At 73.5% G+C, this 12,964-nt stretch carries 11 protein-coding genes; 7 read left to right on the forward strand and 4 right to left on the reverse strand.

Going from position 1 to position 12,964, the window contains the following annotated elements:
- Positions 1-55 precede the first annotated feature (55 nt).
- Positions 56-430, forward strand: a complete 375-nt coding sequence (locus ACZ4MF_RS31725) for a helix-turn-helix domain-containing protein (protein WP_030947329.1) — start codon at positions 56-58, stop codon at positions 428-430.
- 185 nt (positions 431-615) lie between these two features.
- On the forward strand, positions 616-1,086 hold the full coding sequence (locus ACZ4MF_RS31730) for a Dps family protein (RefSeq protein WP_071383380.1): 471 nt from the start codon (positions 616-618) through the stop codon (positions 1,084-1,086).
- Between the two features lie 371 nt (positions 1,087-1,457).
- On the opposite strand, the gene ACZ4MF_RS31735 is transcribed toward ACZ4MF_RS31730, so the two are convergent.
- The 3 genes from ACZ4MF_RS31735 to ACZ4MF_RS31745 all read right to left on the reverse strand — a co-directional run bounded on the left by ACZ4MF_RS31735 (position 1,458) and on the right by ACZ4MF_RS31745 (position 8,198).
- A complete protein-coding gene (locus tag ACZ4MF_RS31735) occupies positions 1,458-2,222 on the reverse strand; it encodes an SDR family NAD(P)-dependent oxidoreductase (RefSeq protein ID WP_467495555.1) in 765 nt (254 codons plus the stop codon).
- Between the two features lie 93 nt (positions 2,223-2,315).
- A complete protein-coding gene (locus tag ACZ4MF_RS31740; protein WP_467495557.1) occupies positions 2,316-3,161 on the reverse strand; it encodes an Fpg/Nei family DNA glycosylase in 846 nt (281 codons plus the stop codon).
- 45 nt (positions 3,162-3,206) lie between these two features.
- Positions 3,207-8,198 (reverse strand): ATP-dependent helicase, encoded by a 4,992-nt coding sequence (locus tag ACZ4MF_RS31745; protein ID WP_467495559.1) that lies wholly within the window; start codon positions 8,196-8,198, stop codon positions 3,207-3,209.
- Positions 8,199-8,367: 169 nt separating this feature from the next.
- Between ACZ4MF_RS31745 and ACZ4MF_RS31750 the strand changes: the two genes are divergently transcribed.
- From ACZ4MF_RS31750 to ACZ4MF_RS31760, 3 genes are read left to right on the forward strand one after another with little or no spacing between them, the layout of a single operon-like run.
- Positions 8,368-9,213: a helix-turn-helix transcriptional regulator gene (locus ACZ4MF_RS31750; protein WP_467495711.1), complete on the forward strand. Its 846-nt coding sequence runs from the start codon at positions 8,368-8,370 to the stop codon at positions 9,211-9,213.
- Positions 9,214-9,263: 50 nt separating this feature from the next.
- Positions 9,264-9,986, forward strand: a complete 723-nt coding sequence (locus ACZ4MF_RS31755) for an AzlC family ABC transporter permease (RefSeq protein WP_467495713.1) — start codon at positions 9,264-9,266, stop codon at positions 9,984-9,986.
- Positions 9,983-10,291, forward strand: coding sequence for an AzlD domain-containing protein (locus ACZ4MF_RS31760; protein WP_362822892.1), 309 nt, complete (start codon positions 9,983-9,985; stop codon positions 10,289-10,291). Before ACZ4MF_RS31755 ends, ACZ4MF_RS31760 begins: the two co-directional genes overlap by 4 nt.
- Before the next feature lie 27 nt (positions 10,292-10,318).
- Here ACZ4MF_RS31760 and ACZ4MF_RS31765 read toward each other — a convergent pair whose 3' ends face one another.
- Positions 10,319-11,263 carry a hypothetical protein gene (locus ACZ4MF_RS31765; protein WP_467495561.1) on the reverse strand — a complete coding sequence of 315 codons (945 nt, stop codon included), beginning with the start codon at positions 11,261-11,263 and terminating at the stop codon, positions 10,319-10,321.
- 80 nt (positions 11,264-11,343) lie between these two features.
- Between ACZ4MF_RS31765 and ACZ4MF_RS31770 the strand changes: the two genes are divergently transcribed.
- Positions 11,344-11,538, forward strand: a complete 195-nt coding sequence (locus ACZ4MF_RS31770; RefSeq protein WP_356033591.1) for a DUF3046 domain-containing protein — start codon at positions 11,344-11,346, stop codon at positions 11,536-11,538.
- 136 nt (positions 11,539-11,674) lie between these two features.
- On the forward strand, positions 11,675-12,946 hold the full coding sequence (locus ACZ4MF_RS31775) for an AI-2E family transporter (RefSeq protein WP_467495564.1): 1,272 nt from the start codon (positions 11,675-11,677) through the stop codon (positions 12,944-12,946).
- Positions 12,947-12,964: the final 18 nt, after the last annotated feature.

Below are 12,964 nucleotides of genomic sequence, written 5' to 3' on the forward strand. Positions count from 1 at the left end.
GCGGTACGGTGGGGCGAGAAGGATGCGGCTACGCGGTCCGAGGAGGGAGCCACCGATGATTCTGCTCCGTCGCCTGCTGGGTGACGTGCTGCGTCGGCAGCGCCAACGCCAGGGCCGTACTCTGCGCGAAGTCTCCTCGTCCGCCCGAGTCTCACTCGGCTATCTCTCCGAGGTGGAGCGGGGGCAGAAGGAGGCTTCCTCCGAGCTGCTCTCCGCCATCTGCGACGCGCTGGACGTACGGATGTCGGAACTCATGCGAGAGGTGAGCGACGAGCTGGCGCTCGCCGAGCTGGCCCAGTCCGCCGCGGCCACCGAGCCCGTACCCGCGCCGGTCCGTCCGATGCTGGGTTCGGTGTCGGTGACCGGTGTGCCACCGGAACGGGTGACCATCAAGGCGCCCGCGGAGGCTGTGGACGTGGTCGCCGCGTGAGGTTCGCGCGCGTGGCCTAGCCGTCCGAAGACGAGTGAAGCCCCGGCCGGCTGCTCCAGGGACACCTGGGGGAGCCGACCGGGGCTTCTGTCGTTCGTGTCCGGCCATGCGTCCATTTGCCCGATGTGTGGGGTGCGGTCATGGTGGGAGAGACGTGACCGCGCCGAAGCACCGGAGGAAGACGGATGTACGTCGTGAAGAGCCCGTTGGCCGACGCGGACCTGAAGACCGTGTCCGAGGCGCTCCAGGGTGCCCTCGTCGACCTGGTGGACCTGTCACTGGTCGCCAAGCAGATCCACTGGAACGTCGTCGGACCCCGCTTCCGGTCCATCCACCTCCAGCTCGACGAGGTCGTCGCCTCCGCGCGCACCCATTCCGACACGGTGGCGGAGCGGGCCTCGGCCCTCGGTGTCCCGCCCGACGGGCGCGCTGCCTCGGTCGCCTCGGGCAGCGGCATCGGCGCCACTCCGGCGGGCTGGATCAAGGACGGCGACGCGGTCAGGGCGATGGTGGACGCGCTCGGCGCGGTGATCACCCGCATGCGGGAGCGGGTGGCGGCGACGGGGGAGCCGGACCCCGTTTCCCAGGACATCTTCATCGGGGTCACCGCGGATCTGGAGAAGCATCACTGGATGTTCCAGGCGGAGAACGCGTAAGCGGTCGGCCGGGGTTCGGCGTCCCGCGCCGTGTGGTTGCCCTGTGCCGGGCGTGTCGCCTGGGGTGCTGCATCCATGAGCCCTCAGTGCGCCTCCCGCGCCGGGCGGGCGGCGGTCTAGCGTCGCGCAGGAGGTGGTGGCGGCCATGGTGGCGCGGACAGTGCGCTGGGCGCTCGGGCTGGGACTCACGGCCGTGTGGTGGTGGGCCGGGCTGCGGCTCGTGCTGGGGCAGGGTTCGGGTGTGCTGGAGGGGGCCGTCGTGGTCGGCGGGTGGGGGCTGAGCGTACTGCCCGTGCACTGTGTGCCCCAGGGGCAGGCGGCCGGAGCGGTGCGGACGGGACGCTGGGCGGCGGCCTGGCGGGCAGGAGACGTCACCAGGGCATCGCCACACCCCCGTTCGGGCGAAGTATCTGACCCGTCGTGAACGCCGAGGCGTCCGACGCCAGATAGAGCACAGCGTGCGCCACGTCGTCCGGCTCGCCGACCCGGCCGAGGGGCGCCAACCGGGCCATCGTGCCCTCGGTGTGCGCCTGTGCCTCCCGGTCGTGGCGCTCGGTCATGGGGGTGCGGATCCAGCCCGGAGCGACCGCGTTGACCCGGATGCCGTGCCGGCCGACCTCGGTGGCGAGGGTCTTGGTCAGCTGGACCACGGCGGCCTTGGCGGCGCCGTAGCAGAGCAGCCCCGGACCGCCCGTGTCGACCGCGCCCGACGCCATCGTGACGATGCTGCCCCGGACGTCCTGGGCGAGCATCAGGCGGGCGGCCTCCTGGCATGCGTACAGCACGCCCTTGAAGTTGACGTTCAGGACCCGGTCGAGATCCTCGTCGCGGGTCTCCAGCACGGGGCTGCTGTGCATGATCCCGGCGATCGCCGCCATCACGTCCAGGCGCCCGCAGGACCGTACGGCCTCGGCGAGCCGGGCCCGGTCGGTCACGTCCAGGACGTGCACGACGGCCGTGCCGCCACGGTTCTTGACCAGCGTGGCCGTGCCCTGCAGTCCGTCCGGGTCCCGGTCGGCACAGTGCACCGTCGCGCCCGCCTCGGCGAGCAGAACGGCGGCGGCCCGGCCGATGCCGCCGGCGGCTCCGGTGACGAACGCGGTCCGTCCGGTGAGGTCGTACGCCGTGAGGGCCATGAAGCGACCGTACGAGCATTTCTGACGGACCGTCAATTAGATGGCGGGGATCGGCCGGTGACCGGATGAGTGAGGTGGGGCGTGGGTGTGGCGTCAGCCGGGGTGGTGGGGGCCGCGGGCCGGGCGGCGTTGCGGCGGGCCGGCGGAAGGCGCGGGGCCCGTCTGGCAGGTGGGGCACCAGTAGGTGGGGCGGGCCCGGGAGCCGTCGCCCTGGTCGGCCTCGCGGACGGGGGTGCGGCAGCGCAGGCAGGGGCGGGGTGCGCGGCCGTAGACGAACAGGTCGTGGCGGTGCAGGCCCGTGGTCTGGCGGACCGGGCGGTCACGGTTCGCCTCCAGCAGCCTTCTGGCGAGCGGCGGCAGCTTCTGCGCGCGGTCCGCGGGCAGGGCGCCGACGGGCAGCCAGGGGGTCACCCCGAGCAGGAAGCACAGCTCGCTCTTGTAGATGTTGCCGATACCGGCCAGGTTGCGCTGGTCGAGCAGGGCCTCGCCGAGCGGACGGGCGGGGTCGGCGAGGAGGTTGGCGAGGGCGCGCTCGGGGTCCCAGTCCGGACCGAGCAGGTCGGGGCCGAGATGGCCGACCACCCGTTCCTCCTCCCGTGTGCGCAGCAGTTCCAGGACCTGGAGGCGGTAGCCCACGGCCGTGCGGTCGGCGGTGCCGAGGACCACGCGGATCTGGTGCGCCGGACCGCCCCGCCAGCGCTCGCCCGTGCCGTACACCTTCCAGGCCCCCTCCATCCGCAGATGGGTGTGCAGGGTCAGGCCGCCCTCGAAGCGGGTGAGCAGGTGTTTGCCGCGCGGGAGTGTGCCGAGCACCGTGCGGCCGGTGAGGTCGACCGTCGCGTACCTCGGCACCCGGAAGTCGCTGACGGCCAGTGCCTTGCCCGCGAGGGCCTCGTGCAGCCGCCGCGCGGCCTGCCAGACCGTGTCACCTTCGGGCATGCGTCCAGGGTGCCACGGTGCGGTACGGCGGGGGCACGGCCGCTGTCACGCTCTCAGCCGCAGGCCGCGTGGCGTCGCCACGAAGCCCGCTCCTTCCAGCAGGGTGCCGGTCGGCGAGGTCAGGGCCGGGGCGCCGTTGATCCGCTCGACGGTGACCGTGCCGAGCGAGCCCGCGCGGGCCGCTGCGGCCAGGGCCTCGGCCGCCGTACGCAGGCGGGGGTCCTCGGGTGCCGGGGTGTCCGGGGTGGCGGGCCAGGCGAGCAGGGTCTTTCCGCCGCGCTCCATGTACAGCGTCAACTCGCCCTCCACGAGGACGACCAGCGAGCCCGCCTTGCGGCCCGGCTTGTGCCCGGCCCCGGTCGGCGACTCCGGCCAGGCGAGGGCGGCGCCGTAGGCGTTGGCGGGGTCGGCCGCGGCGAGGACCACGGCCCGTGGGTCGGGTGCCGACGAGCCCGTACGACGGCCGCCGTGGCCCCGGTTCGCGGGTGAGCCGTAGGCCGTGGTGCCGCCTCGGGGGCCACCGTGGCCGGGGGAGGCGAAGGGGTCGGCCAGGTCGCGAGGGGAGACGTACTCGCCGGGGGCGGGCGGGGGGTCCGCCGGCGGCCACGCGAAGTCGCCGTCGAGGCCGGGGTGGGCGAATCCGCCGTCCGTGCCGTCGAAGGCATCGAAGAGGGTGTGGTCGTGGGGCGCGACGTCGCCGGCGCCGAGACCGTCTGGGAATCCCGGGAAGCCCTTCCGGAAGGAGCCGTTCTGGAGGGAGCCGCTCCGGTGGGCCGGGGAGGGCAGACCCTCGCTCCGGTCGCGGGCGTTCGCCACTGCGCGCAGGCGGTCCACCGCGCCGTCCATGGCGAACTGGGCGGCGCCCAGGCCCTCGACCACGTAACCGCGGCGTGCCTGGCCGCTCTCCTCGAAGGCGGACAGCACCCGGTACACCGCCGAGAAGCCGCCCTCGATACCCTCCGCCGCGACCGCCCCGCGCGTGACCACGCCGTGTCGGTCCAGCAGGGTGCGGGCCAGTGCGTGGGCGCGCACGGTGGCGTCCGGCTCCGCCGTGGGCAGCAGCGACCAGCGGCCGGCGACGGTCGGCGGGCCCGAGCGGGAGGCGGGACGGGCGGCGGCCGTCAGGGAGCCGTAACGCCCGCGCGGGACCGACCGTTTGGCGCGGTGCGCGGTCGAACCCGCCGTACGGCCCGAGCCCAGCAGGGAGCGCATCGGGGCGAGGGTGTCGTTGGTGAGCCGTCCGGACCAGGCCAGGTCCCAGAGCACGTCGGCCAACTGGGGGTCGGTGACGTCGGGATGGGTGGTGGCCCGCACCTGGTCGGCGATCTGGCGGAAGAACAGGCCGTAACCGCCGGAGAGCGTGTCCAGGACGGACTGGTGGAGCGCGGTCAGCTCCAGGGGGTGCGGCGGTGGGAGGAGCAGGGGGGCCGCGTCGGCCAGATAGAGGGAGACCCAGCCGTCCTTGCCGGGCAGGGCGCCCGCACCGGCCCACACCACCTCACCGGCGGCGGTCAGTTCGTCGAGCATCGCGGGCGTGTAGTTCGCCACGCGGGAGGGCAGGACCAGCTTCTCCAGCGCGGAGGCGGGCACGGATGCGCCCTGCAACTGCTCGACGGCGCGCACCAGTCCGTCGATCCCGCGCACCCCGTGGCCCTTGCCGATGTGCTGCCACTGCGGCAGGAACTGCGCGAGCGCGGCGGGGGGCACGGGCTCCAACTCGTGTCTCAGCGCCGCCAGGGAGCGGCGGCGCAGACGGCGCAGTACGGCCGCGTCGCACCACTCCTGGCCGATGCCTGCCGGGTGGAACTCGCCCTGTACGACCCGGCCGCCCGCCGCGAGCCGGTGCAGGGCGCCCTCGGTCACCGCGACGCCCAGGCCGAAGCGGGCCGCCACCGTGGCCGACGTGAACGGGCCGTGTGTACGGGCGTAGCGGGCGAGGAGGTCGCCGAGCGGGTCCTTGACCGGCTCGGTGAAGGCCTCGGGCACACCGACCGGCAGCGCCGTGCCGAGCGCGTCCCGCAGCCGGCCCGCGTCCTCGATCGCCGCCCATTGGTCGGCGCCGGCGATCCGGACCTTGATGGCCCGGCGGGCCCCGCTCAGCTCCCGCACCCAGTGCGGATCCGCGCCCCGCGCGACCAGCTCGGCGTCGGTCAGCGGGCCGAGCAGCCGCAGCACGTCGGCCACGCCCTCCACGTCCTTGGCCCGGCGGTCCTCCGTGAGCCACTGGAGCTCGCGCTCCAGCTCGGTCAGTACCTCGGCGTCGAGCAGCTCGCGCAGCTCCGCCTGGCCCAGCAGCTCGGCCAGCAGCCGGGAGTCCAGGGACAGCGCGGCGGCCCGGCGCTCGGCGAGCGGGGAGTCGCCCTCGTACAGGAACTGGGCGACGTACCCGAAGAGGAGGGAGCGGGCGAACGGGGACGGCTCCGGCGTGGTGACCTCGACCAGACGGACCTTGCGGGACTCGATGTCGCCCATCAGCTCGACGAGCCCGGGGACGTCGAAGACGTCCTGGAGGCATTCGCGGACCGCCTCCAGGACGATCGGGAACGAACCGAACTCGCTCGCCACCTGGAGCAGTTGGGCCGCGCGCTGGCGCTGCTGCCACAGCGGGGTGCGCTTGCCGGGGTTGCGGCGCGGCAGCAGCAACGCGCGCGCGGCGCACTCACGGAACCGGGAGGCGAACAGGGCGGAGCCGCCGACCTGGTCGGTGACGACCTGGTCGACCTCGCCCTTGTCGAAGGCGACGTCCGCCGCGCCGACGGGCGCCTGCTCGCTGTCGTACTCCGTGCCGGTCTTCACGGGCGCCTGGTCGAGCAGGTCCAGGCCCATCAGATCGGCGTCGGGCAGACGCAGCACGATGCCGTCGTCGGCGTGCATGACCTGGGCGTCCATGCCGTACCGCTCGGACAGGCGGGCACCGAGGGCGAGGGCCCAGGGGGCGTGGACCTGGGCGCCGAAGGGGGAGTGGACGACGACCCGCCAGTCGCCCAGCTCGTCGCGGAAGCGCTCCACGACGATCGTGCGGTCGTCCGGGACATGGCCGCACGCCTCGCGCTGCTCGTCCAGGTACGACAGCACGTTGTCCGCCGCCCAGGTGTCCAGCCCCGCCGCCAGCAGGCGCAGCCGCGCGTCGTCCTTGGGCAGCGAGCCGACCTCGCGCAGGAACGCGCCCACCGCGCGGCCCAGTTCGAGCGGACGGCCCAGCTGGTCGCCCTTCCAGAAGGGGAGGCGGCCGGGCACTCCGGGAGCGGGGGAGACCAGGACGCGGTCGCGCGTGATGTCCTCGATGCGCCAGGAGCTGGTGCCCAGGGTGAAGACGTCGCCCACCCGGGACTCGTACACCATCTCCTCGTCCAGCTCGCCGACCCGGCCGCCGCCCTTCTTGGGGTCGGAGCCGGCGAGGAAGACTCCGAACAGACCCCGGTCGGGGATCGTGCCGCCGGAGGTGACGGCGAGGCGCTGGGCCCCCGGGCGGCCGGTGATCTCGCCGGTCACACGGTCCCACACGACGCGCGGGCGCAGCTCCGCGAACGCGTCCGACGGATAACGGCCCGCGAGCATGTCGAGGACCGCCGTGAACGCCGACTCGGGCAGCGACGCGAACGGGGCCGCGCGGCGGACCGTGGCGAGCAGGTCGTCGAACTGCCAGGTGTCCAGGGCCGTCATGGCGACCACTTGCTGGGCGAGCACGTCCAGCGGGTTCGCGGGCACCCTCAGGGACTCGATCGAGCCCGTGCGCATCCGCTCGGTGACCACGGCCGCCTGGACGAGGTCTCCGCGGTACTTGGGGAAGACGACACCGGTGGAGACGGCACCCACCTGGTGTCCCGCGCGGCCGACGCGCTGGAGCCCGGAGGCCACCGAGGGCGGGGACTCGACCTGGACGACGAGGTCGACAGCGCCCATGTCGATGCCGAGCTCCAGGCTGGACGTGGCGACCACCGCGGGCAGCCGGCCCGCCTTGAGGTCCTCCTCGACCAGGCCGCGCTGCTCCTTGGAGACCGAGCCGTGGTGCGCGCGGGCGATCACCGGGGGAGCGCCCTGGGCGGCGCCCGAGCCGCCCATCAGCTGCGCGGGGGCGTGGTGCTCCGCCAGGGGCTCGCCGGTCACGCGCTCGTACGCGATCTCGTTGAGCCGGTTGCACAGGCGCTCCGCGAGGCGCCGGGAGTTCGCGAAGACGATAGTGGAGCGGTGCGACTGGACCAGGTCGGCGATCCGCTCCTCCACCTGCGGCCAGATCGACGGCCGCTCGCCGCCCTCGGCCGCGTCGGCCGCCGGGGAGCCGCCCAGCTCGCCCATGTCCTCCACCGGGACGACTACCGACAGGTCGAACTCCTTGCCCGACTCGGGCTGGACGATCTCCACCTTGCGGCGCGGCGAGAGATAGCGGGCCACCTCGTCGACCGGGCGGACCGTCGCCGACAGGCCGATCCGGCGCGCCGGCTTCGACAGCAGTTCGTCCAGCCGCTCCAGGGATAGCGCGAGATGTGCGCCGCGCTTGGTGCCCGCGACCGCGTGTACCTCGTCCAGGATCACCGTCTCCACGCCCGTCAGCGCGTCACGCGTGGCCGAGGTCAGCATCAGGAACAGCGACTCGGGAGTGGTGATCAGGATGTCCGGCGGACGCGTTGCCAGCGCGCGGCGCTCGGCGGCAGGGGTGTCGCCGGAGCGGATGCCCACCCTGACCTCGGGCTCGGGCAGGCCCAGGCGCACGGACTCCTGGCGGATACCGGTCAGCGGGCTGCGAAGATTGCGCTCGACGTCGACCGCGAGGGCCTTCAGCGGTGACACGTACAGCACCCGGCAGCGCTTCTTCGCGTCGGCCGGGGGCGGGGACGAGGCCAGCTGGTCCAGGGCGGCGAGGAACGCGGCCAGCGTCTTGCCGGAGCCGGTCGGGGCCACCACCAGCACGTCCGAGCCCGCACCGATGGCCTGCCACGCACCCGCCTGGGCCGCGGTGGGCGCGGAGAACGCCCCCGTGAACCAGCCGCGGGTCGCGGGTGAGAAGCCGTCGAGGGCTCGGTGTGCGGAGCTGACCATGCGTCCATCCTGCACCCGGCCACTGACAATCGCTCTGACCTGGGGAAACGCCGTGCGTCGGGTGCGAACGGAGCCGGTCGCGGGCGGTGGGGCGGAGAATGGAGACGTGGCGGGCGCGACCGGGCGGGGCGAGGAACGAACGGGTGGCCGGACGCACGGGCATCGGCCGGTGGAGCGTGCGCGGCACTGGCGGTACGACGACCTGCCGGGCGTGGACCTGCTGCGGGCCCGATACGTCCGCAAGACCTTCGTCCGGCACACCCACGAGCACTTCGTGATCGCCGCGATAGCCGACGGCGTCGAGATCTTCCACCACCACGGATCCGACGTGTCCGCGGGCGCCGGAGCCCTCGCCCTGGTCAACCCGGACACCGCGCACACCGGCCGCGCCGGCGTTCCCGAGGGCTGGCGGTACGGCGCGGTCTACCCCTCGCCCGAGACGGTCGCCGCGATCGCGGCCGAGACGACCACGCTCCGCGGCACCCCGGGCTTCGTCAGCCCCGTTCTCGACGACCCCTACGCCGGGCGCCTGGTCCATCAGGTACTGCGTGCCGCTGAGGAGGGCAACGCGCTCGCAGCCGACACCCTGCTGCGGGTCGCCGTGACGAGGCTGCTGCGGCTGAACGGCGGACCGTTGCCGCAGCGCCGGGTCCGCACGGCCGGAGCCGGCATCGCGGCACGCGCGCGTGCCGTGCTGGACGGGCGGATGACCGCGCCGCCGACCCTGGAGCGGCTCGCCACCGACCTCGGCACCAGCCCGTTCGCGCTGTTGCGGGCGTTCCGTGATGCCTACGGGATGCCGCCGCATGCCTGGCTGACCGACGCGCGGGTGCGCCGCGCGCGGCTCCTGCTGGATGCGGGGGCGCCGCCCGCCGAGGTGGCCGTCGCCGTCGGATTCACCGATCAGTCCCACCTCAACCGGCACTTCGCGCGCATCGTCGGCGTGCCCCCGGGGGCGTATCAGCGAGAGCGCAGACAGGCGAGCGGGCGCAAGAACGTACAAGACCCGCACTGAAGGACGCCCGTACCGTCCGAGGCGTGGCACAGCAGACAGCACACGGGGACATGGCCGACGACGACACCGGCGACGACGACACGGGCACCGGCACCGACGCCGTGGTGAAGCCCGACCGGGCCGTCGTGCGGGACGCCCTCGGCGTCGGTGTTGCCGTGGGCCTGTCCGGATTCGCCTTCGGCGTGACGTCGGCGGGCAGCGGGCTCGGGCTGCTCCAGACCTGCGCGCTCAGCCTCCTGGTGTTCACCGGCGCCTCCCAGTTCGCGCTGGTCGGGGCGCTCGCCGCCGGAGGAGGTCCGTTCACGGCGGCTACCGGCGCCTTCTTCCTCGGCGTGCGCAATGCCTTCTACGGGCTGCGGCTGTCGCAGTTGCTGGCCCTCCCGCGCGCGGTACGGCCGTTCGCCGCCCAGTGGGTGATCGACGAGACCACGGCGGTTACCCTGTCCCAGCCGAACCGGCGCGCCCGGCGGATCGGCTTCACCATCACCGGGCTCTCGCTGTACGTGCTCTGGAACCTGACCACGCTGCTCGGCGCGCTCGGTGCCAAAGCCATAGGCGACACGCGCGCGTGGGGCCTGGACGCGGCCGGGCCCGCCGTGTTCCTCGCCCTGCTCGCGCCGATGCTGAAGACGGCCACCGAGCGTGCGGTGGCGGGCCTCGCGATCCTGTTGGGCCTCGGCCTGCTGCCCGTCCTGCCGGCCGGCGTGCCGGTCCTGGTGGCGGCGCTGGCGGCACCGATCGCCCTCCTCACGGGATCGAGGGAGGACCGGTGAACACCTGGATCGCGATCGGGCTGACCGCCATCGGCTGTTACGCCGTCAAGCTCGCCGGGCTGCTGGTGCCGGCCGGCGCCATGGAGCGGCCGTTCGTACGGCGGCTCGCCGCCCTGCTGCCCGTCGCCCTGCTGGCCGCGCTCACGGCCCAGCAGACGTTCGCCGACGGGCACGCGCTCGTGCTGGACGCACGGGCGGCGGGGCTCGGCGCGGCCGCCGTGGCGCTGGTGCTGCGTGCGCCGTTCCTGGTGGTCGTCATGGCGGCCGTCGTGGTGACGGCGGGCGTACGGGCCCTCGGAGGGTGACGCGAGGACGCCGCCGGCCAGGTCGGCTCAGCCCACGAAGCGGCCGTACGACCTCAGCGTGCGCAGCGCCGCGATCGTCACCAGGGAGCGTGCCTCCAGGGCGGGGGCCGGGGCCCACCGGCGCCGGCGGACGGGCCAGCCGCCGTCGTCCTGCTGCTCGGCCGCCAGGTGGTCCAGGGAGCGGGACATCTCGTCGTCCGTGAACCACGCGCGCGCGAGTGAGTCCGGGCCGCGCGCGAAGTCGTGCGGGAAGTGGTGCTCGGCGGGGGCGTAGCCGGGCGCGACCGGATACGCGTCGAGCCGGTCCGGGTCCAGGGCCGCGAGCCGCTGCTCGCGCACCATGCGGCCCAGCCGGTCGGCGGCGGTCTCGGCGCGCGAGCGGTCGGGAGCGGAGTCCAGGAAGAGCACGGCCGCCTCCACTTCGTAGGGGTGGGACTTCTCCAGGGACTCCACGGCCTGCCAGCAGAAGTCGGTCGCCCGGAACAGCCAGGCGTGCCACACCTCGTTGCGGTGCAGCAGCCCGACCACCGGCCCGGTGGCGAGCAGATCGCTGGGCGGGTCGTCGACGACCGGCACGAACGGGGCCGCCGGGTAGCCGTGCTGGCTGGGATGGATCGCCGGCAGCGCGCCGTCCGCCGTGGAGACGGCGGTGAGATAACGGCACACGCGCTCCACCCGCTGTCCGCCGCAGCGCCCGATGGCGTCCAGGACGTGCAGCGCGTGCGCGGTGTGCAGAGGCTGGCTCACGGGTCCGCGCAGATCGGGCTCCAGCGCGTGCCCGTACCCGCCGTCCTCGTTGCGGTAGGCGTCGAGCGCCGTCTCCACCGCGTCCGCGGTGCCGTGCAGGAAGTGGTGGGCGAAGAGGCGCTGCTCCAGCACGCGCGCGGTGAGCCATACGAACTGTTCGGCGCGGAAGAGCGAGGAGTGCGCCTGGGGCGTGGAGGGGAGTGGGGAAGCTCCGATGTCGGCCATGGGTCAGACCGTAGGACGGAAAGCGGTCTCGGCAAGCGGTCACGGCCGGGGCCCACCCTCAGGGGCGGGATACTGGAGTCATGCGGTTGACGACCTTCTGGCAGCGGATGGCGGAACATTTCGGTCCGGGGTACGCCGACACCTTCGCGCGTGATCACGTCATGTCGGAGCTGGGCGGACGCACGGTGAACGAGGCGCTGGACGCCGGCTGGGCGGCGAAGGACGTGTGGCGCGTGGTCTGCACGGTCATGGACGTGCCGGGCGAGCGCCACTGACGTCCTGCCCCGACACGCAGCCGCCTTCTGGACGATATGTGGCAATAGGTCGTGAAAGTGGCTGCTGCACGGCACTGGTCGGTCACGAAATCGCAGGTGGGCGCTGGTTGTCGGTGGCCTCGGCGACACTTGGCTCGTGGCACCCACCGACGAGAACCTCGTGGCATCCGCCGACGAGGGCACCGAGTCGCTGACCCGGCACGCGGCACCCACCGGTACGACAGCGCCCGACCGGCCCCCGGTCCCGGACGCCGCCGTTCCGGGCGGCCGCATGCCGCGCTGGCTGCCGCGCGCCATGGTGCTCGCGCTCGCGCTGGTCGCCGTGTTCCAGCTGGGCACGTGGGCCTTCCACCAGCTGACCGGACTGTTGATCAATATATTGATCGCGTTCTTCCTGGCCCTCGCGATCGAGCCCGCGGTGAGCCGGATGGCCGCCCGTGGCATGCGCCGGGGGCTGGCCACCTTCCTCGTCTTTCTGGGGTTGACGATCGCCGTCGCCGGGTTCGTCACCCTGCTCGGCTCCATGCTGGCCGGCCAGATCATCAAGATGGTCGAGGGCTTCCCCGACTATCTCGACTCGCTCATCCGCTGGATCAACGACTCCTTCCACACGGACCTCAGACGCGTGGACGTCCAGAAGGGCCTGCTCCACTCGGACTGGCTGCGCTCGTACGCACAGAACAGCGCGGCCGGTGTCCTCGACGTGTCCCAGCAGGTGCTCGGCGGGCTGTTCCAGCTGCTGACGGTGGGCCTGTTCTCGTTCTACTTCGCCGCCGACGGCCCCCGGCTGCGCCGCGCCCTGTGCTCCGTGCTGCCGCCCGCGCGCCAGGCCGAGGTGCTGCGCGCCTGGGAGATCGCCGTCGACAAGACGGGCGGCTATCTCTACTCGCGCGGCCTGATGGCGCTCATCTCCGGTATCGCGCACTACATCCTGCTGGAGGCCCTGGGCGTGCCGTACGCGCCCGTGCTCGGTGTCTGGGTCGGGCTGGTGTCGCAGTTCATCCCCACCATCGGGACGTACCTCGCGGGTGCGCTGCCGATGCTGATCGCCTTCACCGTCGCCCCCTGGTACGCGGTGTGGGTGCTGGCCTTCGTCGTGGTCTACCAGCAGTTCGAGAACTACATGCTCCAGCCCAAGCTCACCGCCAAGTCGGTCGACATCCACCCGGCGGTCGCCTTCGGCTCGGTCATCGCGGGCACAGCGCTGCTCGGTGCCGTCGGCGCGCTCATCGCCATCCCGGCGACAGCCACCCTCCAGGCCTTCCTGGGCGCGTACGTGAAGCGGTACGCCGTCACGGACGACCCCCGGGTGCACGGGCATCGCGGCCGCGGCCCGGGCGGACCCGGGATACGCGCGCGCGTACGCCGACTGCGGGCCGGGGAGGCCGAGGCCGCCGAGGAGTCGTAGACCGCGTCCGCCGAGCCG

This window comes from Streptomyces sp. NPDC025793 (assembly GCF_055558375.1).

Bases quoted from the DNA above. Each gene is read 5' to 3' on its own strand.
- ACZ4MF_RS31725 (WP_030947329.1), top strand. From the start codon at position 56: ATGATTCTGCTCCGTCGCCTGCTGGGTGACGTGCTGCGTCGGCAGCGC.
- ACZ4MF_RS31730 (WP_071383380.1), top strand. From the start codon at position 616: ATGTACGTCGTGAAGAGCCCGTTGGCCGACGCGGACCTGAAGACCGTG.
- ACZ4MF_RS31735 (WP_467495555.1), bottom strand. From the start codon at position 2,222: ATGGCCCTCACGGCGTACGACCTCACCGGACGGACCGCGTTCGTCACC.
- ACZ4MF_RS31740 (WP_467495557.1), bottom strand. From the start codon at position 3,161: ATGCCCGAAGGTGACACGGTCTGGCAGGCCGCGCGGCGGCTGCACGAG.
- ACZ4MF_RS31745 (WP_467495559.1), bottom strand. From the start codon at position 8,198: ATGGTCAGCTCCGCACACCGAGCCCTCGACGGCTTCTCACCCGCGACC.
- ACZ4MF_RS31755 (WP_467495713.1), top strand. From the start codon at position 9,264: ATGGCCGACGACGACACCGGCGACGACGACACGGGCACCGGCACCGAC.
- ACZ4MF_RS31765 (WP_467495561.1), bottom strand. From the start codon at position 11,263: ATGGCCGACATCGGAGCTTCCCCACTCCCCTCCACGCCCCAGGCGCAC.
- ACZ4MF_RS31770 (WP_356033591.1), top strand. From the start codon at position 11,344: ATGCGGTTGACGACCTTCTGGCAGCGGATGGCGGAACATTTCGGTCCG.